The sequence below is a fragment of the Gordonia sp. GN26 genome, from assembly GCF_054823965.1.
The window spans coordinates 15,279-36,281 of the sequence record NZ_JSYC01000082.1 but is presented as its reverse complement, the minus strand read 5'-3'; the positions used below and the strand labels follow the sequence as shown (position 1 = coordinate 36,281).

Sequence of the window (21,003 nt, the reverse complement as noted above, 5' to 3'; positions counted from 1 at the left end):
CATGACCCTCACCACCCCGTCGCCCACGGCCGACCCGGTCAAGAAGCCCTCGGGCTTCACCCCGCTGGCGAAGCGCCGACGCGTTACCGATCACGTGGTCCGCATCGCGGTCATCGCCGCACTCCTCGTCGCGCTGGTTCCGCTCGTGTGGCTGGTCGCCACCCTGGTCATCCGCGGCATCGAACCGCTGCTCGACATCGACTGGTGGACGTTGCCGGAACGCAAGGGCGGCGCCGCCAACGCCATCGTCGGCACGTTGATCCAGACCGCGCTGGCCGCCGTCATCTCGATCCCGCTCGGTATCTTCGTCGCGATCTACCTCGTCGAATACGCCGCCAAGAAGTCGGTGCTCGCCCGGGTCACCACCTTCATGGTCGACATTCTCTCCGGCGTCCCGTCGATCGTCGCGGCACTGTTCGTCTACGCGGTCTGGCGCACCACGCTCGGGTTCCCCCGGTCGGGTTTCGTCGTGGCGATCGCGCTGGTGTTGCTCATGGTCCCGCTGGTTGTCCGCGCGACCGAGGAGATGCTCAAGATCGTCCCGCAGGACCTGCGTGAGGCGTCCTATGCGCTGGGCATCCCGAAGTGGAAGACCATCGTGAAGATCGTGCTGCCGACGGCACTCTCCGGCATCGTGACAGGCGTGATGCTGGCCATCGCGCGTGTGATGGGTGAGTCGGCGCCCGTGCTCATCCTGGTCGGTTCGACCCGGGCGATGAACTGGAATCCCTTCGACGGCAATCAGCAGTCGCTGCCGCTGATGATGGTGCAGCAGTACAACAACGGGCCCGGCGCCTTCGACGACGTCTGGGGTGCGGCCCTCTGCCTGGTCATCCTGGTGGCCATCGTCTACTTCGGGGCCAAGGTGGTGTCGAAGATCTTCGCGCCCAAGACCTCCTGAAACATCTCTGTAGAAACGGAACAGTCATGGCAAAGCGCCTCGACATCAAAGACCTGAACATCTACTACGGCGACTTCCACGCGGTGAAGGACGTGACCCTCGAGGTGCCGCCGCGCTGCATCACCGCCTTCATCGGGCCGTCGGGCTGTGGCAAGTCGACGGTGCTGCGCACTCTGAACCGCATGCACGAGGTCACCCCGGGTGCCTACGCCGAGGGCAGCGTCCTGCTCGACGGTGAGGACATCTACGGGCGCAACGTCGATCCGGTCAGCGTGCGCGCCACGATCGGCATGGTGTTCCAGCGGCCCAACCCGTTCCCGACGATGTCGATCAAGGACAACGTCGTCGCCGGCCTGCGGCTGCAGGGCGTGCGCAACCGGGCCGAACTCGACGAGGTCGCCGAACGCAGCCTGCGCGGCGCGAACCTGTGGGACGAGGTCAAGGATCGCCTCGACAAGCCGGGCGGCGGCCTCTCCGGTGGTCAGCAGCAGCGGCTGTGCATCGCGCGGGCGATCGCGGTCTCGCCGGACGTGCTGCTGATGGACGAGCCGTGTTCGGCGCTCGATCCGATCTCGACGCTGGCGATCGAGGACCTGATGGGTGAGCTCAAGAAGGAGTACACGATCGTCATCGTGACCCACAACATGCAGCAGGCCGCCCGCGTGAGCGACCAGACCGCCTTCTTCAACCTGGAGGGCGTCGGTCAGCCCGGGCAGCTCGTAGAGATCAGCGACACCGAGACGATGTTCTCGAATCCCACGAAGAAGGAGACCGAGGACTACATCTCGGGCCGGTTCGGGTAGATCCGCGACAATCGCTCTGACAGGGTCCTTTCCACGACGGGAGGGGCCCTGTCTACGTTCACATGTTGATGAGAAGGATGACGAGCAGAGCGGCGAGCGAGGCGATGACACCGAGGTAGGTGATGATCTGCCGGCGGTGAGCGGCGGCTGCGGCGTCCTCGTCGGTCATCGCATTGAAGTCGGGTTCGATCGGCTGATGCTGGCCCATGCCCGCCACCATAACGGGGACCTGTGTGGCTGCGAAATCGTTTCCGGGCACAAACGGCCCCAGATGTTCACTGACATGAAGAGAGGCCGAGTTCAGTTCGTCGAACTGAATTCTCGGCCTCTCGAGATGTGTGCCCTCGCTCGCCCCGGGGAGGTGAGCGAGGAAGATCACCCGACGTTCTGGAACTGCTCGGGCGTCTTGCCGGTCGCGGTGAACACCACCCGGCGACCGATCAGCACGGCGTGATCGGCGAAGCGTTCGTAGTAACGGCCGAGCAGGGTCACATCGACGGCGGCGGCGACGCCGTGCTGCCATTCGCGGTCCATCAGGACGGTGAACAGGTGGCGGTGGAGGTCGTCCATCGCGTCGTCGTCCTCCTGCAGGCGCAGCGCGGCCTGGGGATCGCGGGTCTCGAGGACCTCGTGAGCGCTCTTCGCGAGGGTCACCGCGAGCCGGCCCATCTCCGCGAAGTAGCCGTTGACCTCCTCGGGGAGGGCTTTCGCGGGATGGCGTCGACGGGCGACCTTGGCGACGTGGAGGGCCAGCGCGCCCATCCGGTCGGCGTCGGCGACGATCTGGAAACCGCTGACGACGCCGCGGAGGTCCCCGGCGACGGGCGCCTGGAGTGCGAGAAGGGCGAAGGACTGCTCCTCGGCGCGGGCCGACAACTGCGTCATCCGCTCGGCGTCGCCGATGACCTCTTCGGCAACGGCGAGGTCGGCTTGCAGCAGTGCCTGGGTGGCTCGCGACATCGCGGTGCCCGCGAGTTCACACATCTCACCCAGGACGTGGGTCAGCGCCTCGAGTTGCTCTTGGTAGGCGGTACGCATGTCCCCAGGATACGTCGGGAATCGGTCCACTCCGCCCACAGCCGATGAACGCAGCGTGAACGCCCGGTGCAGAACCTTCGACGTCGGTTCGTCCGGACCGGCCGGACTAGGTGCAGGTGGTGTCGCCCGCGTTGGTGACGGCGAGGTCGTTGGGCAGGTCACCGGAGTTCTCGGCCGGCGCGAGCTGCTCGACGTTCACCGTGGCGCCGGCGTCGGGCACCGACCCCAGCTCGCCGGTGAAGTCGGACCCGAGGATGAGTTCGACACCCGACTTGACCGTCCGGTCGAGCTGGATCTCGGCGCCGGGGAACATCGCGGCCAGGGTGGCGGCCGCGTTCTGCTGTCCCGGGCCGTACCGCACGACGGTGTCGTCCCGGTTCTCCGAGGCATCGGCAACGCCGCGGACGTCGAAACCGTACGGGGTCAGCTGCTCGGAGACCTCCGCGGCCAGGCCGGTGGTGGAGGTGCCGTTGAGCACGCGGACACCGACGTTGCCGGGGTTCTGGGCGGTGGCATTGACCCGTCCCGGGGTCTCGGTCGAGTTCCGCGAACTCGGGGCCCGGGAGGGTGCCTTCGACGTCGGCTCCTTCTTCTCGGCCTTCTTCTCACCGGGCAGCGGGAGGTCGTCGATGATCGCATTGAAGATCGCGTCGATGTCGTCGGTGCGCGGGATCTCGTTGTTCTGACCGTCCTCGGAGGTACCCGAGGTGGGGATGGTCAGGAAGGAGACGCGGCCGGCCTCGATGCCCTGCATCGACTCGGCGAGCTGGATCAGCGACTGGGTGTCCACACCGTCGACGTAGCTGTACTCGATGAAGGTGTTGACGATGCTGTTGAGCTTGTTCGGGTTGGACAGCACGTTGCCCGACAGCGTCGACCGCAGCAGCGACGACATGAACAGCTGCTGGCGCTTGATGCGGCCGTAGTCACCGTTGCCCTCCGACGCGATGTTGCGGGCACGGACGTAGTTGAGCGCGCGGCGGCCGGTCAGCTTCTGCTTGCCGGGCTTACGGAGGATGTGGCCGATCTCGTAGTCGTAGAGCGGCGCTGTGGAACAGACCTCGACGCCGCCGATCGCGCGGACGACCTTCTCGAAACCGTAGAAGTCCATGCCGATGAAGTGGTTGATGTTGAGACCGCTCATCTGGGTGATCACACGGACAAGGCACTGCGGGCCGCCGTAGAAGTAGACGCTGTTGAGCTTGACCCCGTCCTCGGCGGGTAGCTCGGCGCCGTATTCGCCGGTCTCGTTGTCCCAGGAGTTGCACGCGGGACGATCGACTTGGAGGTCGCGGGGGAAGGACACCGCGACGACGCGCTCGCGGTTGGCCGGCACGTTGACCAGGATGACGGTGTCCGAGCGCGCACCCTCGGCGTCGGCGACGGTACCCGCGCCGACCTTGGAGTTGTTGCCGCCGCGAGTGTCGGTGCCGACGATCAGGTAGGTCTCGTCACCGTGCTGGGCGTCCTTGTTGCGGATGTTCTTGTCTTGGGCGTCGACGGCGGTGACGTTGCGCCAGTTGCCGTTCCACGACTGCAGGTAGTTCCAGACGAAACCGGTTCCGACCAGGGCGGTCACACAGGCGATGGCCACCAGGATGCGTCCGGTGGCGGTGGTCTTGCGGACGAGTGATCCGCGTCGGTCGCCGCCGCGGCCCGGGTGACGCCGGGGACCCTGACGGAGTTGCAGCGGACCGGTCAGATCGGGAGTGCGCTCGAGCGGTGCGCGCGGCGGGCTCGAGGCGACCGGCGGCACCATGGCGTCCTGGGCGCGCGACTCCTCGATGGCCCGCTTCGCGGTGGCCTGATCCGACAGGTCGGGTGCGGGAGCGTCGGGTTTGTCGCCGATCGTGGGGATCTTCTGGGTGACGTCGTTGCCGAAGTGATGGATCTCGGTGGGACGATCGTCTGCCGCCGGTTGGCCCTGATCGCTGCGGCCGAGCGGAGGACGCGGGGGCCGGGCCTGGTCGGGTTGCGCCGGGTCGAAGCGGCGCGACCGGCTGCGGGTCGTCGGCGGGATGTTCGTGGGGCGACCGGCCGGGGGTGCCTGGTCGGGGGAATCGGCGCGGAAGCGGCCGCGGCGCGGGGACTCGGTCGGAGGTGTCCGCGGTTCCTCCGCGTTCATCTGCTCCATGAGCTCGCGGACGGTCAGGCGCGTCCGCCCCCGCACGAAGCGATCGTTCGCCCGCGGTTCACGCAGACTGGGGTGTGCACCCGAGTCAGGGTTCTGGGCGCGGGGATCCGCCGGAGGACGGCGATCGTTCGCATCGTCCGGGCGCCCGGCACGACGGCCACGACGAGACCTGTTGGCCTCGTCGCCCGTCTCCGGTTCGTCCGGTCCCGATGTCCAACGACTCAATGCACGTTCCTCATGCCCCGAGGTCTACAAAGCGCCAACCGCGCGTCGGGGCTGGTCGACGCGGTGCGCAAGCACGTAGGGACCCGGCGGGCCGGGACCTTCGCGCCATACTACTGATCGCACCTGAGAAGCGGCCTCAGCCGGAGGTGCGTTGTGACGGTTTTCGCAGAATGTGTCAGCCGCCGGAGTGCATGATCTCCGCGCCGGCGGGCACGACGTCCTCGTCGGGATCGTCGAGCCAGCCGTCGGGCAGTGCGACCTTCGCCGGCGAACCCTGGCGACCGCGCGGACCGTGGCCGTCGCTGGGGAACGGCGCGTCGGCGGGCAGTTCGGACAGCAGTTCGCGGAGCTCGTCGACGCTTCCGACGAGTGCCATCCGCCGCCGGATCTCCGAGCCGGCCGGGAATCCCCGCAGGTACCACGCCACATGCTTGCGGATCTCGCGGCAGCCCTTCATCTCGCCGTGGTGGTCGACGAGGAGCTGACAGTGCCGGACCATGATCTCGGCGACCTCGCCCAGGTTGGGTGGAGTGGGGGCGTCGAAACCGTTGAGCTCGGCGGCGAGTTCGGCGAACAGCCACGGACGTCCGAGGCAGCCGCGGCCGACGACGACGCCGTCGCAGCCGGTCCGATTCATCATCGCCACGGCGTCGGCCGGTTCGAAGATGTCGCCGTTGCCCAGGACCGGTACCGAGGTGACGTGCTCCTTCAGGCGGGCGATCTCATCCCAGTCGGCCTCGCCGGAGTACCGCTGCGACGCGGTCCGGGCGTGCAGGGCGACCGCGGCGGCGCCTTCCTCGGCGGCGATGCGGCCGGCGTCGAGGTGCGTGCGGTGGTCGTCGTCGATGCCGATACGGAACTTGACGGTGACCGGGATGTCGGTGCCCTCCGTCGCCCGGACGGCGGCCGCGACGATCTTACGGAACAGGGTCCGCTTGTAGGGGATGGCCGAGCCACCGCCCTTACGCGTCACCTTGGGTACCGGGCAGCCGAAGTTCATGTCGATGTGGTCGGCGAGGTTCTCGTCGACGATCATCTTCGCGGCCTGGTACGTGTACTCCGGATCGACGGTGTAGAGCTGCATCGACCGCGGGTTCTCGTCGGGCCCGAAAGTGGTCATGTGCATCGTGACCGGGTGGCGTTCGACGAGTGCGCGGGCGGTCACCATCTCGCAGACGTACAGGCCCGAGACGGTGCCGGTGCGGGCGAGCTCGAGCTCGCGGCAGAGGGTCCGGAACGCGACATTGGTGACGCCGGCCATCGGGGCGAGCACGACGGGGCTCGCCAGCTCGATGGAACCGATGCGCAACTGGGCAGACGCCCCGGAACGGAGTTCCGCAGGCGACCCGGAACGGAGTTCCGCAGGCGACCCGGAACGGAGTTCCGCAGACGACGCAGAACCGGCGCCTTCGGAGGTCGAAGGCGCCGGGCTGGTGGAGAGGGTGGTGCTCAGGATGCCTGCTGCTCCCGCTTCTTGGCCTCGCGGGCGAGCGAACGATCGCGCATCTCCTCGAAGCGGATGGTGTCCTTCTCGAGCTGCTCGAGGAAGGCGGCCAGCTCCTCGCGGACCTTCTCGCCCTCGGCGGAGAAGTCGTCGCGCTCGAAGACGTTCCACTTGCGCAGAACCGGCATGACGACCTCTTCGAGGTGCTGGCGGAGGTCGTAGATGCCGTGCTTGGCCATCAGCACGCCGTGGCGACGGAAGTTGGGCATACCGGCGCCGGGCATCTGGAAGTTGGTCACGATGTCGGTGACCGCGCGCAGCGTCTGGTCGGGGGCGATGTCGAAGCCCGCGCCGCAGATGTTGCGGTAGAAGATCATGTGCAGGTTCTCGTCGGCCGCGATGCGCTGCAGCATCTTGTCGGCGATCGGGTCGTTGCAGGCCTTGCCGGTGTTGCGGTGGCTGACGCGGGTCGCGAGCTCCTGGAAGGTCACGTACGCGACCGAGTGCAGGAGGCCCAGCTCGTCGGCGTGCTCCTCGAGTTCGTTGACGCGACCGGCGGCCGCGAGCATCGGGTCGTAGCCGTTGGTCATGTGGATCATCCGGGCCTCTTCGAGGGCGACCGGATCGACACCGCGGGTGACGACGAGGTAGTCGCGCATGACGATGCCGTGGCGGTTCTCCTCGGCGGTCCAGCGACCGACCCAGTGGCCCCAGGCGGAGTCCATCGAGAAGTTGTCGGCGATGACCCGGTGGTACGAGGGCAGGTTGTCCTCGGTCAGCAGGTTGGTGATCATCGCGGCCTTGGCGACCTCGTCGAGCTGCGACTGCTCGGGGTCGTAGTCGACGCCGCCGAGGGCGGCGAAGTTGCGGCCCTCGTCCCACGGGACGTAGTCGTGCGGGTTCCAGTCCTTGGCGATCTTCAGGTGACGGTTGACGTTGTCCTCGGCAACCGGGGCGAGCTCCTTGAGAAGCTCGAGTTGCGTCAGCTCGCGTGCCATATAGATGTCCTCCGAAACGGTGTCCGCGTATGTCGTCGTACGTGTGTCGTCTTTGTCAGCCTCGCGGCGGTGCCACGAGTGTGATCGCGACGTCGTCGTGGGCGGGTCGCGCCCACCCGGGCGGACCTTGGGTGGTCTCGGACACGCGGCGCGCAGCCCTACCCCCACTGGTCAAAGCTCTAGCCTACGGCACTCGGGACCGCGTCCCAAGTCCGTCGGGAATGCTGTCGTGTCCTGACGGTGCCGACGTTACGGCCCTGCCCGGTGGTGTCGGTCACGGTCGTGCTGATGGGCGGCCCGGCCGCCCTTTCCCAGGTGAACCGGGCCTTCGCCGTGGTCAGTCCTTGCCGCGGGGCCGGGCGAAGAAGGCGCCGGTGGTCGTCATCCACTTCTCGGCCGCCTCGTCGAGGTTGCCGAATTCGCGGGCCTTCTCACACCACGTCATCGCCGCCCGGCCGAACTCCATCGGGTTGTAGACGTCCTCTTCCTTGCTCCACAGACCGTCGCCGGCGTAGGTCAGGATGGTGATGTTCGTGGCGGTGATCAGGCTCTGGTCGCCGGGGTCGCGCATCGGGTTGTCGACCTCGCAGATCACCCGGCTCGTCGGGGCGTCGACGACGTGCCACAGCGAGGGGAACGACGTCATGTGGCTGCCGGGGAAGGCCGTCATGGTGCGCCAGGCCCAGGCCCGGATCTCCTCGCGGCCGCGCATCGTCCCCAGCGCGTGCTCGACGAAGTCGGCGTCCTCGGTGAACAGGTCGGCGTAGCGGTCCCAGTCGCCACTGACCGCGACCTCGGCGACCGTGCGCTGGAAGCCGGCGAACGCCTCGTTCAGTTCGTCGACGCTGAACGTCCCGGTGGTGTCGGTGACTTTCTCGGTGGATTTCATCGACGCCGATCCTAGGGTTGCGACGGTGTCCTCCGGCCCCGTTTCGCGACACTCGGTAGCATTCGGTGCCAACGCATCCGCCCGAAGGCTCGGGTGCAAGGGGTATCGGTGAGGACGTCATGTACCAGGTAGGGGACCTGATCGCGGGGTACCGCGTCCTTGACGTGCTCGGACGGGGCGGTATGGGCGACGTCTACAAGGCGGCCCACCCCCGGCTCCCGCGGTCGGACGCGCTCAAGGTCCTGCGGTCGGGGCACGCCACCGACCCGGTGTTCCGTGCCCGGTTCGAGCGCGAGGCCGACATCGTTGCGCCACTGCACCATCCCAACGTCGTCACCGTCTACGACCGCGGCGTCTTCGACGGGCAGCTCTGGATCGCGATGGAGTATGTGCCCGGCATCGACGTCGCGCGAATGCTCGCGGCGGACTCGCCCCTCGACCCTCGGCTGGCGTGCACGATCGTCACCGGCGTGGCGGCCGGGCTCGACGCCGCCCACCGTCGCGGGATCATGCACCGCGACATCAAACCGGCCAACATCCTCGTCACCCCCGGGGCCGGAGGCGGTGCCGGCAACACCGGGTCCCTGCCGCCGGAGGCGGTGAAGGTCACCGACTTCGGTATCGCGCAGGTGCTCGACGAGGTCACGAACCTGACCGGCACCGGCATCACGATCGGGACGATGCACTACGCGTCACCCGAGCAGATCGAGGGCCGTCGCGTCGACGCCCGCAGCGACATCTACTCCCTCGGCGCGACCGCCTACGAACTGCTGACCGGCGCACCGCCTTTCGACTCCCCGTCGTTGCACGGCCTGATGACCGCGCACATGTACCACGAGCCGCCCGCGGCGAGCAGTCGAAACGGTGCGCTGCCGACTGCGGTCGACGCGGTGCTCGCACGGGCGATGGCCAAGAATCCCGACAATCGGTACCCGACCGCCGGCGAGTTCGCCGATGCCCTACGCGATTCCTTCGACACCCGCCAGACCCTCGTCGGGCCGGGGCCGCAACCGAATCCCGCCGGCCGGCAGCCTCCTTCGGGGCCCGCTTCCGCGATGCAGGCCACGGGACACCCGACATCGTATGCGGCGCATGATCAACCGACCGATCCGACGACCCGGGCGCGCCTGGGACTCCCGCCGATGGTCTCGGCGGAAACGCTGCACGGGTGGTCGCCCGCGCCGGCCGCGGAACCCGCCCGGCCCGCACGCCGGGGTCTCGCCACGATGGTCGCGATCGGGGTGGCGCTGGTGCTGATCGCCGGAATCCTCGGTGCCGGAGCCGCATTCGTGACCACGTCGGCCGGCAATCTGGAAACCCCCAATCCGCCCGATGCCGAGGTGACGACCACGACCGTCGAACTGTCCTGGGGTCATGTCGACGATGCGACGAGCTACGTCGTCACCCAGAACGACGAGGTGATCTACTCCGGGCCCGACACGAACTTCACCGCACCCCGCCCCATACCGGGGACCTACACCTATCAGGTCGCCGCGCAGGACGAGGACGGGAGGACCTCCGAGTTCTCCCGCAACTCCGAGGCCGTCGACGTGTTCATGACGTGGGGCGAACTGCAACCCATCGCCGACCTCTACCACGACCTGGTGCCGGCATCGCCGTTGAGCACCAACGGTTTCGACGGTATGCGGTGCTGGGGCGAGGACGGCGACCTCGCGTTCAAGTCCTCCAAGCACACGGTTTGGTGCACCCGCTACCTCGACGACGAGGCCAACGACGCCGACTACCAGGTGATCGTCGACGTGTACGACACCCCCGAGGAGGCGCGGGCCGCGGCGGACGTGACCGCGTACAACCTGCGCGGCACCGGTTACACGACGGCCCAGGGCCACACCGGGACGCTCTATCTCTCGGACAAGCAGCGCGATCAAGGGCAGGCCATCCTCGCCCACGACACCGGCGACCGTGCGAGAACCGTTGTCTGGGTTGTGGTTCCCGGCAAACCGGCCGCCGCCGCGGCCGATCTGCTGAAGAGGCTGCCGATCTGATGGCGCAACCGGTCACCACCCAACCCGCGGGCCCACCCACGACCCCGCCGCGCACGTCCACCCTCCGGCCGTGGACCATCGCGGTGATCGTGATGGCCGTGCTGCTGTTAACGGTCGGCTCGTTCTTCGCCGTTCGCGCGTTCACCAGCGTCGACGTGCCGGACACTCCCAACGGTCTGACACTCGACGCCGGGACGGGACGCCTCGTCGCGACGTGGGAACCGGTCCCGGGCGCGACGGGTTATCAGCTCGTCCGCGACGACGGATTCGTCGTGTACCGCGGTACCGACACCGAGGTCGTCGACGCCGCGGTGCCCGCAGGCGAGCACACCTACCGGGTGGCCGCACTGGACGGCGATGCCGTCTCGCCGCCGAGCCCGCCGCAGTCCGTGCGCACCGGCGCGAGCTGGGGTGTCTACGCGCCGCTCGTCGCGCAGTTCCCCGAACTGCTCCCGCAGACGCCGGACACCGCCGCGAAGTGGAACAACGCCGAGTGCGTCCGCCGATACGCCGGCGGCCGCGACGAGGTCGGACCGTCGGAGACCGGAAACGACAAGGTACGCACCGTGTTCGTGGTGCGTTGTGCCGCCGGGGCCGTCGACCGCCCGTTCGGCGTGTTCTGGTTCGCCTCCAAGGACGCGCTCAACGCCGAGTACTCGCGCTCGTCGGCGACGTCGCGTCCGGTGCGGTGGAAGCACGGCACCGGCCTGATCGACGAGAACGGCCGCGGCGTCTTCAAGATCACCGACGACCCGGCGCGAGAACTCGCGATGATCGTGGTGCTGCAGACCCCCGCCCAGAACGTCCTCGAGATGGTCGATTCGATGCCGATCTGAGTCCTGGCCAGGGGACCGGTGACAACCTGGACGAGCGACCGAGACGAACACACATCCCGAGTCTCCCGCGTGCGGCATGATGGCGTGGGGGCTCGAGGGGCCGGGAAAGAAAGGCTGGTGTCATGCAGCGGTTGAGTGGTTTGGATGCGTCGTTCCTCTACCTGGAGACCCGCAGCCAGCTGATGCACGTCATCGGTCTCGTGGAGATCGATCCGAGCACCATGCCGGGCGGGTACGACTTCGCCAAACTGCGCGCGGAGATGCAGCGTCGCGTCGCCGCGATCCCGGCCTTCCGTCGCAAGCTCGACAACTCCGTCTTCAACATCGACCACCCGGTGTGGATCGAGGACGAGGACTTCGACATCGAGCGCCACGTCCACCGGGTTGCCGTGCCCGCGCCGGGCGGTGCCGGTGAGGTCGCCGAACTGTGCGGACACCTCGCCGGTCAGACTCTCGACCGGGGCAAGCCGCTGTGGGAACTGTGGATCATCGAGGGCCTGTCCAACGGTCGCATCTGCGCGATGCTGCGGATGCACCACGCAAGCACCGACGGTGTCACCAGCGCCGAGATGCTCGCCAAGATGTGCTCGCTCACACCGGAACCGCCCGAACTCGACGCGGAGAAGGTCCGCGAGACGGCCGGCCCGCCGTCGCGTGCCACCATCGCCGCGACGGGTGCGATCAACTACTTCGTCCAGCGCCCGCTGGCGATGGCCAAACTGCTGCCGCGAACGGTCAGCGTCCCCGTCGGCTGGCTTCGCCGCGCGCAACAGCAATCGGCCATGCCCGCGCCCTTCATGGCGCCGCGGACCCGGTTCAACTCGGCGATCACGCCCCATCGCAGCATCGCCCTGAGTCAGCTCTCCCTCGACGACGTCAAGCGAGTGAAGAATCACTTCGGGGTGAAGATCAACGACGTCGTACTCGCGCTGGTCGGCGGCGCGATGCGCACCTACCTCATCGACCACGACGAGTTGCCGGAGAAGCCGCTCGTCGGGATGGTGCCGGTATCGGTGCACGGTGCCGACGAATCCGACCTGGTGGTCGAGGGGACCAACAAGGTGACCGGCATGTTCACCCTGCTCTCCACCGACGTCGACGACCCGGTGATCCGCCTCGAGAAGCAGGCGGAGTTCAGCCGGAAGTCGAAGGAACACCACGCCGAGATCGACGCCAACATCCTGCGTTCCTGGGCCCAGTTCGCGCCGGGGACAACACTGTCCACGGTGATGAAGGTGTACGGCGACCGGAAACTGGCGTCGGCGCATCCGCCGATCTTCAACGTCCTCGTGTCGAACGTCGCCGGCCCCGACTTCCCGATGTACTTCCTGGGTTGCCGGGTCACCGCGGTCTACCCGCTCGGCCCGATCTTCCACGGCCTCGGCCTAAACATCACGGTGTTCTCCGCCGACGGGAACCTCAACATCGGCATTCTGGCGTGCACCGATCAGACCCCCGACCCGTGGGAGATCGCCAACGCCTTCGACGATCAGCTCAAGCAGCTGCTCGCCGCCTGCGACTGAGCGTCAGTCCCGTCCGCCCGCGAGCTGGTCGAGCCACACCCGTGCCGACGCGTCGGACGGCGAGCGCCAGTCGCCGCGGGGCGACAGCGAACCGCCCGAACCGATCTTGGGGCCGTTGGGCATCGCGGTGCGCTTGAACTGGTTGCCCATGAAGCGCTTCAGGAAGATGCCGAGCCAGTGCTCGATGGTCGCGGTGTCGTATTCGTTGCGCTTGTCGTCGGCGAGCAGCTCCGACCACGGTCCGCGGGAGCGGTCACCCCAGGCCTGGCGGGCGAGATAGGCGACCTTCGTCGGCCGGTACCCGAAGCGGGTGACGTAGTAGAGGAAGAAGTCGTGGAGCTCGTACGGTCCGACGGTGTCCTCGGTGGACTGGATCTTGCCGTCCTCGCCGGCCGGGACGAGCTCGGGTGAGATGACGTCGTCGAGGATCTCGGCGAGCACCTCGGTGGTCTCCGCCGAGTGGTGGCTGTTGCTGACGATCCACCGGATCAGGTGCTGGATCAGGGTTTTCGGCACCGAGCCGTTGACGTTGTAGTGAGACATCTGGTCGCCGACGCCGTAGGTGCACCAGCCGAGCGCGAGTTCGGACAGGTCGCCGGTACCGAGCACGATCGCGCCGTGGTGATTCGCCAACCGGAACAGGTGCGACGTGCGCTCGCCCGCCTGCACGTTCTCGAACGTGACGTCGTAGACCTTCTCGCCACGCGAGTAGGGGTGGTCGAGGTCGGCGAGCATCTGCTCGCACGACGGCCGGATGTCGATCTCCTTGCCGCTCACGCCGAGTGAGTTCATCAGCACGTGCGAGCGGCGCAGCGTCGCACCACCGGTGGCGAAGCCGGGCATTGTGTAACCCAGGATGTTGGTGCGGGGCAGGCCGAGTCGGTCGAAGGTGTCGACCGCGACGAGCAGGGCGAGGGTCGAGTCGAGGCCGCCGGAGACGCCGATGACGATCTTGTCTATGCCGGTCGAACGCAGGCGCTGGGCGAGTCCCTGCACCTGGATGTGGCGGACCTCGGCACACCGTTCGTCGAGATCGGCGGAATCGGCCGGCACGTAGGGGAACCGCGGCACGACGCGGCGCAGCACATCGTCGTCTCCGCTCAGCTCGCCGAACGAGAAGCCGATGCGGCGCAGCGACTTCAGCCGATCGGAGTAGTCGCCGGCCTGATCGCGCAGGCTGATCATCCGCATCCGTTCCTGCCGGATCCGGTCGAGGTCGATGTCGGCGGAGATCATCTGATCGGTGGTCGCGAACTGTTCGCTACGTGCGAGGAGAGAACCGTTCTCGGTGATGAGGGCGTCACCGTCCCAGGCGAGATCGGTGGTCGACTCGCCGTAACCCGCCGCGACGTAGACGTGTGCGGAGATGGTGCGCGCGGAATGGCCGGTACACAGATTCTTCCGGTAGGACTCCTTGCCGACGGTGACCGGGCTGCCGGACAGATTGGCCAGCACGGTCGCGCCGCCGAGTGCGGCCCAGGTGCTCGGCGGGATCGCCACCCAGCCGTCCTCGCAGATCTCCACGTGCAGGACGAAACCCGGCAGATCGGCGGCCTCGAAGATGAGATCGGCCCCGAACGGGACGTCCTCGCCGTCGACGGTCACGGTGTCGGGCACCGCGTCGCGGGCCGCGGAGAAGAACCGCTGCTCGTAGAACTCGCGGTAGTTCGGCAGATACGACTTCGGGACGACGCCCAGCACCGCCCCGTCACGGATCACGGCCGCGCAGTTGAACAGTCCGTCGCCGACGACCATCGGCAGACCCACGACGATCAGCGGCTTCAGGCCCCGGCTGGCCGCGACGATCTCGGTCAGGGCGACGCGGCAACCGTCGATCAGTGCGTCCTGGTGGAACAGGTCGTCGATGCTGTAACCGCACAGCCCGAGTTCGGGGAAGACCACGAGCGCGGCGCCGTCGTCGGCGGCCTGCCGCATCAGCTCGATGGTGCGTGCGGCATTCGCGGCGGGTTCGGCGATCGTGAGGACGGGCACCGCACCCGCGACCCGAACGAAGCCGTTTGCGTAGACAGACACGTCGACAACATTAAACGGCCCGGTGTCCGGCGAGCGCGCTGTCTGTCGTCAGGCCCGCCACCAGGTGTCGTCGAGTTCGACCGGCGTCGTGCGCTTGTGACGATTACGGTGCCAGGCGGCCTCGATCTTCTCCGCCGCCTCGGTCGGTACCTCGCGGCCCTCGAGGTAGTCGTCGATGTGCTCGTAGGTCAGGCCCAGCTCGTCCTCGTCGGTCTGCCCCGCCTTCTCGTCGAGCAGGTCGGCGGTCGGGACCTTCTCCCACAGTTGCCGCGGCGCACCGAGGTGGCGCAGCAACGATCGGCCCTGCCGCTTGTTCAGACCCGACAGCGGCAGGATGTCCGCGGCGCCGTCGCCGTACTTGGTGAAGAAGCCGGTGACGTTCTCGGCGGCATGGTCGGCGCCGATGACCAGCATCCCGCGGTCGCCGGCCACGGCGTACTGCGCGACCATGCGGTGGCGGGCCTTCGCGTTTCCCTTGGTGAAGTCGGTGAGCGCGGCGCCAGTCGCCTCGGAGATCTCGTCGTTGAGCGCATCGACGCCGGGCGCGACGTTGACCGTGAAGACCTCGTCGGCCGCGACGAATTGGGCGGCGGCCGCGGCGTCGTCCTCGTCGTGCTGCACCCGGTAGGGCAGGCGCATGCCGACGAACACCGCGTCCCCGCCGTCGGCCCGGACCCGCTCCACCGCGATCTGGGCGAGGCGCCCGGCGAGGGTCGAGTCGACGCCGCCGGAGAGGCCGAGCACGTAGCCCGCGGCCCCGATCGTGCTCAGGTAGTCGGCGAGGAACTGCACCCGGCGCTCGACCTCCTCGGCGGGGTCGATCGAGGGTTTGACCCCCAGGGCGTCGATGATGGTCCGCTGGGTCTCACGCATTCGCGCTCCAATGTTCGCTCGAGGTCTCCGTCGAGCAGCCGAGGTCACTCCTCGCGGGGTATCCGGACGCCGACGAGGTGCGCGTCGGGGTCCGGGGTCATACCGAGGCGATCCCAGGGCTGCGACACGGTGAGTACCGCATAAGCCGATGTCGGAAACCGATCGATGAAACCGGAGGGGTCGAGCGTCAGTGCGGTCTGCGGCATCCCGGGTTCGTGACCGACGACGAGCAGCGTGGACGCGTCGGCCGGTGCGTGGATGCGGATGGCTTCCAGCACGTCGTCGGCGTCACCGCCGTAGATGTCGTCGACATAGGTGGCCGGGGCCCGGACGCCGGTCCGTTCGAGAGTTTGCCGGGTCCGGATCGACGTGGAGCACAGCACCGCGTCGACGCGGAGGCCCTCGTCGGACATCCAACGACCCGCAAGGGCGGCCTGGTGGTCACCGCGTTCGGCCAGTGGACGGTCGTGGTCGCGCGTCGCCGGGGGATAGCCGGACTTCCCGTGACGCATCAGGATCAGCGTGCGCGTGCCGCTCATGCGGTCCCGGTGCGCCGGGACTCGATCGGATAGGCCTCGGGGTCGGCGGCGATGGTGCGCAGCAGGCGGACGGTCGCGCGCCAGGCCGCGGCCTCCTGGCGGAGGAAGGCGGCGTGCTCGTGCTCGTCACAGGCCTCGGCCTCGTCGGCCAGTGCATCGAACTCGAGATGTTCATCGACGGCACACCCGATGAGTTCGTCCAGGGTCGTGCAATCGGCGCAGGCCCGCTCGATCGCGGCTGCGTCGAGGGTCGCGAGGCGTTCCAGATCCGACCGATACCGCATGGTTGTCGAATGTACGCCGTCGGCGCCGGCTGCCGATGTTGCGACACCGGGTGCGACGGCTCCGACCGGTGCCCGATTCGGGCGCGGGGTACGCGTCGCCTTTACCCTTGTGGACGTGCACACCTGGGTACCCGCGCTCCTGGCGGTGCTGGCGGCGTTGTTGATCGCGGCCGGCACCGTGCTGCGGCAGCGTGCCTCGCGGGTCAACGGGGCGATCACCGCCGGATGGTGGGTGGGTGCCGTCATCGCGCTCTGCGGCTTCGGCCTGCAGGCGTCGGCGCTGGGCCTCGGTTCGATCCTGCTGGTGCAGCCGCTCGTCGTGTTGGCGGTGCTGTTCGCGCTGCCGCTGGAGGCCTGGGCCGATCATCGGCATCCCGCGCGTATCGAATGGGCCTGGGGCGGGGTGCTGGTCGCCTGCGTCGCAACTTTCCTGCTCGTCTCCCGACCGGAGCCGTCACTCCGACGACCGGATGCGCTGCTGCTGTGGGGCACGGTCGGGGCCGTCATCGGGATCGTCGTCGGCCTGGTGTTGCTGGCACGGCGCTCCAGCCCGCACTACAAGGCGCTGTTCTACGGACTCGTCGCGGGCACGCTCTTCGGAGTGTCGGCGTTGCTGGTCAAAGCGGTGATCTACCAGGTCATGAACGAGTTCTGGCGCACCTTCCTCCAGCCGGAGATTTACCTCTTCGTGCTGGTCGTCGTGTGCGCGGTGATCGCCCAGCAGCTGGGCTTCGGTGCCGGCGACCTGCAGACGTCGTTCCCGTCGATGACGGTCGCCGAGCCGGCGGTCGCGATGGTGCTCGGCGTGCTGCTGCTCGGGGAGAACCTCAAGGTCTCGGTGCCCACCGCGATGTTCCTCGGCATCGTGCTCGCGATCATGATCCGCGCGGTGTGCGAGCTGGCGAAGCTGTCGGCCGTCCGGGGATACGAACAGGCGGTTGCCGCAGAAGCAGCGATGCCGCCGACCGCGGGGCGGTCGGCGGCATGATCGAGCCGTGAACAGGCGGTTCTGAGCTTGCCTGCTCGAGTCAGCCCTCGACCAGCTCCGCGATGCCCTCGGCCCATTCCTCGGCCTGCTTGGCGGGCTTGATCGACGACGAGTTGTCGTGGCGGGCGTGCTCGCCGACCTGGACCGCGCCACGCTTCGTCAGCATCTCGGCGACGATCTCGCCGCCACGGTTGAAGGTGTCGTAGATCGAGTCGCCGAGCCCGAACACGGCGAAGCGCAGTCCGCTCAGGTCGGGGTTGACGCTCTCGAGCTCGTCGGCGAACGGCTCGGCACCGGTGGGCAGCTCGCCCTCGCCGTAGGTCGAGCAGACGATCACCAGGAAGTCAGCGGGGTCGAGGTCCTCGACCGCGTACTCACTCATGTCGTAGATCGAGGGATCGTGCTGGTTGAGCGCGTCCGCGATCGCGTCCGCGACGAGCTCACCCGTTCCGGTCTCGGTTCCGTAGAGGATGACGACCGACATATGCAGAACTCCTCTCGACGTCGGCTTTTACGCCAGAGAGGCTAGCCTAACCCGCTCCCCGGGACTAAATCGCAGGTGGGCGGGGGGTTGGAAGAAATACTTGGATGTCCTACTATGTGGTGACAGAGGACATACCCCGGGCCGATCGTGTCGGGGTGCTCGATCTCGGCCCAGTCGCCGGCGACCAGTCCCCGACATCTCGAATACGCGCCACGACCCGAAGCCCCCAAACCCCCCGAGAAGAATCAAAGGTGATCTGAAGTGTCCGCTCCCGCAGTCCCGTCCATCCCGCACTTCCTGAACGGCAAGCGCGTCACCGCCGAGGGTGGCCGCTTCGCCGACGTCTTCAACCCCAGCACCGGTGCCGTGCAGGCCCAGGTGCCGCTCGCCTCGACCGACGAGGTCGCCGCGGCCGTGGCCACCGCCAAGGAAGCCCAGAAGGAATGGGCCGCCTGGAACCCGCAGCGTCGTGCGCGGGTCCTGATGCGCTTCGTCGACCTGGTCAACAAGAACGCCGACGAACTCGCGACCACCCTGTCGCTCGAGCACGGCAAGACCCACGCCGACGCCCTCGGTGACATCCAGCGCGGCATCGAGGTCATCGAATTCGCCATCGGCATCCCGCATCTCATCAAGGGTGAGTTCACCGAAGGTGCCGGCAGTGGCATCGACGTGCACTCGGTCCGTCAGCCGCTCGGCGTGGTCGCCGGCATCACCCCGTTCAACTTCCCGGCGATGATCCCGCTGTGGAAGGCCGGTCCTGCCCTCGCATGCGGCAACGCCTTCATCCTCAAGCCCAGCGAGCGCGACCCGTCGGTTCCCGTCCGCCTGGCTGAATTGTTCACCGAGGCAGGGCTTCCCGACGGTGTGTTCCAGGTCGTCCACGGCGACAAGGAGTCCGTCGACGCGCTGCTGACCCACCCGGATGTGAAGGCTCTCGGCTTCGTCGGCAGCTCGGACATCGCGCAGTACATCTACTCGACCGCAGCCGCACACGGTAAGCGTTCGCAGTGCTTCGGTGGCGCCAAGAACCACATGATCATCATGCCCGACGCCAACCTCGACCAGGTCGTCGATGCTCTGATCGGTGCCGGTTACGGCAGTGCCGGCGAGCGCTGCATGGCCATCTCGGTCGCGGTTCCGGTCGGTGAGGAGACCGCAGATCGTCTGCGCGCCAAGCTGATCGATCGCGTCAACGCACTGCGCGTCGGCCACAGCCTCGACCCCAAGGCCGACTACGGCCCGCTGGTCACCGCTGCGGCCCTCGAGCGTGTCCGCGGCTACATCACCAAGGGCGTCGAAGAGGGTGCCGAGCTGGTCATCGACGGCCGGGAGCGCACCAGCGACGAGCAGACCTTCGGCGACGAGGACATCTCGAAGGGCTTCTTCATCGGACCCACCCTGTTCGACCATGTCACCAAGGACATGACCTCGTACCAGGAAGAGATCTTCGGTCCGGTGCTGCAGATCGTTCGCGCAGCCGACTACGAGGAAGCCCTCGCGCTGGCCACCGATCACCAGTACGGAAATGGCACCGCTATCTTCACCCAGGACGGCGACGCGGCCCGCGACTTCGCCGCACGCGTCGACGTCGGCATGGTCGGCGTCAACGTGCCGATCCCGGTCCCGGTGGCGTACTACACCTTTGGTGGCTGGAAGCGCTCGGGATTCGGCGACCTCAACCAGCATGGTCCGGCATCGATCCAGTTCTACACCAAGACCAAGACCATCACGACGCGCTGGCCGTCCGGCATCAAGGACGGCGCCGAGTTCGTCATCCCGACGATGGACTGAGTGCGGCCACAGATATGACCACACTTGCCGAGGCCGCAGTCGCGCGGCTCGACGGTGACGAGCGCGTCATCGTCGAGACCGCCGCGGCTTTCGCGGCCAAGAAACTGGCGCCCTACGCGCTGGAATGGGATGCGTCCAACCACTTCCCGGTTGCCGAGCTCCGCGAGGCGGCCGAGCTGGGGATGGGTGCCATCTACTGTTCCGAGGATGCCGGGGGCAGCGGACTCCGCCGTCTCGACGGCGTGCGGATCTTCGAGCAGCTTGCCTACGCCGACCCGGCCGTCGCGTCGTTCCTGTCCATCCACAACATGTGCGCCTGGATGATCGACCACTACGGCACCGACGAGCAGCGCAACAAGTGGGTGCCGCGGCTGGCGACGATGGAGACCATCGCGAGCTACTGCCTGACCGAGCCGGGTGCCGGCTCCGATGCGGCCGCATTGTCGACCCGCGCCGAACGTCAGGGTGACGAGTACGTCCTCACCGGCGTCAAGCAGTTCATCTCCGGTGCCGGGTCGTCGGACCTGTACGTGGTGATGGCCCGCACCGGCGACGCGGGCCCCAAGGGCATCTCCACCTTCCTGGTCGAGAAGGACACTCCGGGACTGAGTTTCGGTGCGCAGGAACACAAGATGGGTTGGCATGCTCAGCCCACCGCGCAGGTCATCCTCGACGAGGTGCGGGTCCCGGCGTCGAACCTGCTCGCCGAGACCGAGGGCATCGGCTTCGGCATCGCGATGAACGGCCTCAACGGTGGCCGGCTCAACATCGCGGCGTCGTCGCTCGGTGGCGCCCAGGCGGCCTTCGACAAGGCGGCCGCTTATGTCTCGAGCCGTCGTGCGTTCGGCAACTCGCTGCTCGACGAGCCGACGATCCGGTTCACGCTCGCCGACATGGCGACCTCGCTGCAGACTTCACGGCTCATGCTGTGGCATGCGGCGAGCGCCCTCGACGACGCTGCTCCGGACAAGGTGGAGCAGTGTGCGATGGCCAAGCGGTTCGTCACCGACAGCTGCTACGACGTCGCCGACAAGGCGCTGCAGCTGCACGGCGGCTACGGATATCTGTCCGAGTACGGAATCGAGAAAATCGTCCGCGACCTCCGTGTACACCGCATCCTGGAAGGGACCAACGAGATCATGCGGGTCGTCCTCGGCCGTTCGATCGCGTCCCGCTACCGGGAGAGCTGACGCGAACTCGCTGCAACGCA

The 21,003-nt window shown here is 67.7% G+C and carries 19 protein-coding genes; 8 read left to right on the top strand and 11 right to left on the bottom strand.

What is annotated here, in order from left to right:
- The first annotated feature begins 1 nt into the window (after nt 1).
- Nucleotides 2-901 (top strand): phosphate ABC transporter permease PstA, encoded by a 900-nt coding sequence (gene pstA / locus OK17_RS16335; RefSeq protein WP_232715902.1) that lies wholly within the window; start codon nt 2-4, stop codon nt 899-901.
- 26 nt (nt 902-927) lie between these two features.
- A complete protein-coding gene (pstB, locus tag OK17_RS16330) occupies nt 928-1,704 on the top strand; it encodes a phosphate ABC transporter ATP-binding protein PstB (RefSeq protein WP_040535707.1) in 777 nt (258 codons plus the stop codon).
- A gap of 58 nt (nt 1,705-1,762) precedes the next feature.
- Here pstB and OK17_RS16325 read toward each other — a convergent pair whose 3' ends face one another.
- From OK17_RS16325 to OK17_RS16300, 6 genes are all read right to left on the bottom strand, one after another.
- Complete coding sequence (locus tag OK17_RS16325; RefSeq protein WP_164905310.1) at nt 1,763-1,912, bottom strand: hypothetical protein; 150 nt, start codon at nt 1,910-1,912, stop codon at nt 1,763-1,765.
- A 167-nt stretch (nt 1,913-2,079) separates the two neighbouring features.
- Nucleotides 2,080-2,742: a phosphate signaling complex protein PhoU gene (phoU, locus tag OK17_RS16320; RefSeq protein WP_042377541.1), complete on the bottom strand. Its 663-nt coding sequence runs from the start codon at nt 2,740-2,742 to the stop codon at nt 2,080-2,082.
- Between the two features lie 106 nt (nt 2,743-2,848).
- Nucleotides 2,849-5,101 carry an LCP family protein gene (locus tag OK17_RS16315; protein WP_461418079.1) on the bottom strand — a complete coding sequence of 751 codons (2,253 nt, stop codon included), beginning with the start codon at nt 5,099-5,101 and terminating at the stop codon, nt 2,849-2,851.
- Nucleotides 5,102-5,276: 175 nt separating this feature from the next.
- A complete protein-coding gene (dusB, locus tag OK17_RS16310; RefSeq protein WP_269784647.1) occupies nt 5,277-6,410 on the bottom strand; it encodes a tRNA dihydrouridine synthase DusB in 1,134 nt (377 codons plus the stop codon).
- A gap of 140 nt (nt 6,411-6,550) precedes the next feature.
- Nucleotides 6,551-7,543 carry an acyl-ACP desaturase gene (locus tag OK17_RS16305; RefSeq protein WP_232715904.1) on the bottom strand — a complete coding sequence of 331 codons (993 nt, stop codon included), beginning with the start codon at nt 7,541-7,543 and terminating at the stop codon, nt 6,551-6,553.
- A 337-nt stretch (nt 7,544-7,880) separates the two neighbouring features.
- Nucleotides 7,881-8,432: a nuclear transport factor 2 family protein gene (locus OK17_RS16300; protein WP_232715905.1), complete on the bottom strand. Its 552-nt coding sequence runs from the start codon at nt 8,430-8,432 to the stop codon at nt 7,881-7,883.
- A gap of 119 nt (nt 8,433-8,551) precedes the next feature.
- Between OK17_RS16300 and OK17_RS16295 the strand changes: the two genes are divergently transcribed.
- The 3 genes from OK17_RS16295 (at nt 8,552) to OK17_RS16285 (ending at nt 12,797) form a co-directional block, all read left to right on the top strand.
- The gene (locus tag OK17_RS16295) at nt 8,552-10,438 is read left to right on the top strand and encodes a serine/threonine-protein kinase (RefSeq protein ID WP_232715906.1); all 1,887 of its coding nucleotides are present in this window, start codon (nt 8,552-8,554) and stop codon (nt 10,436-10,438) included.
- Nucleotides 10,438-11,274: a fibronectin type III domain-containing protein gene (locus OK17_RS16290; protein WP_232715907.1), complete on the top strand. Its 837-nt coding sequence runs from the start codon at nt 10,438-10,440 to the stop codon at nt 11,272-11,274. The genes OK17_RS16295 and OK17_RS16290 overlap by 1 nt, the downstream gene beginning before the upstream one ends.
- Nucleotides 11,275-11,396: 122 nt before the next feature.
- On the top strand, nt 11,397-12,797 hold the full coding sequence (locus tag OK17_RS16285; RefSeq protein ID WP_232715908.1) for a WS/DGAT/MGAT family O-acyltransferase: 1,401 nt from the start codon (nt 11,397-11,399) through the stop codon (nt 12,795-12,797).
- 3 nt (nt 12,798-12,800) lie between these two features.
- On the opposite strand, the gene OK17_RS16280 is transcribed toward OK17_RS16285, so the two are convergent.
- The 4 genes from OK17_RS16280 to OK17_RS16265 are packed head-to-tail and all read right to left on the bottom strand — an operon-like array spanning nt 12,801 to nt 16,527.
- On the bottom strand, nt 12,801-14,831 hold the full coding sequence (locus OK17_RS16280; RefSeq protein WP_461418078.1) for an NAD(+) synthase: 2,031 nt from the start codon (nt 14,829-14,831) through the stop codon (nt 12,801-12,803).
- Between the two features lie 48 nt (nt 14,832-14,879).
- The gene (gene nadE, locus OK17_RS16275) at nt 14,880-15,704 is read right to left on the bottom strand and encodes an ammonia-dependent NAD(+) synthetase (RefSeq protein WP_461418077.1); all 825 of its coding nucleotides are present in this window, start codon (nt 15,702-15,704) and stop codon (nt 14,880-14,882) included.
- Between the two features lie 44 nt (nt 15,705-15,748).
- Nucleotides 15,749-16,243 (bottom strand): SixA phosphatase family protein, encoded by a 495-nt coding sequence (locus OK17_RS16270; RefSeq protein WP_461418076.1) that lies wholly within the window; start codon nt 16,241-16,243, stop codon nt 15,749-15,751.
- Nucleotides 16,240-16,527, bottom strand: coding sequence for a hypothetical protein (locus OK17_RS16265; RefSeq protein ID WP_461418075.1), 288 nt, complete (start codon nt 16,525-16,527; stop codon nt 16,240-16,242). The genes OK17_RS16270 and OK17_RS16265 overlap by 4 nt, the downstream gene beginning before the upstream one ends.
- Nucleotides 16,528-16,642: 115 nt before the next feature.
- Between OK17_RS16265 and OK17_RS16260 the strand changes: the two genes are divergently transcribed.
- A complete protein-coding gene (locus OK17_RS16260; RefSeq protein ID WP_461418074.1) occupies nt 16,643-17,515 on the top strand; it encodes a DMT family transporter in 873 nt (290 codons plus the stop codon).
- A gap of 40 nt (nt 17,516-17,555) precedes the next feature.
- Here OK17_RS16260 and OK17_RS16255 read toward each other — a convergent pair whose 3' ends face one another.
- Nucleotides 17,556-17,999 carry a flavodoxin domain-containing protein gene (locus OK17_RS16255; protein WP_232715914.1) on the bottom strand — a complete coding sequence of 148 codons (444 nt, stop codon included), beginning with the start codon at nt 17,997-17,999 and terminating at the stop codon, nt 17,556-17,558.
- Nucleotides 18,000-18,260: 261 nt separating this feature from the next.
- Between OK17_RS16255 and OK17_RS16250 the strand changes: the two genes are divergently transcribed.
- Both OK17_RS16250 and OK17_RS16245 read left to right on the top strand, forming a co-directional pair.
- Nucleotides 18,261-19,793, top strand: coding sequence for a CoA-acylating methylmalonate-semialdehyde dehydrogenase (locus OK17_RS16250; RefSeq protein WP_232715915.1), 1,533 nt, complete (start codon nt 18,261-18,263; stop codon nt 19,791-19,793).
- Nucleotides 19,794-19,807: 14 nt separating this feature from the next.
- Nucleotides 19,808-20,983: an acyl-CoA dehydrogenase family protein gene (locus OK17_RS16245; RefSeq protein ID WP_232715916.1), complete on the top strand. Its 1,176-nt coding sequence runs from the start codon at nt 19,808-19,810 to the stop codon at nt 20,981-20,983.
- The last annotated feature ends 20 nt before the right edge of the window (nt 20,984-21,003 follow it).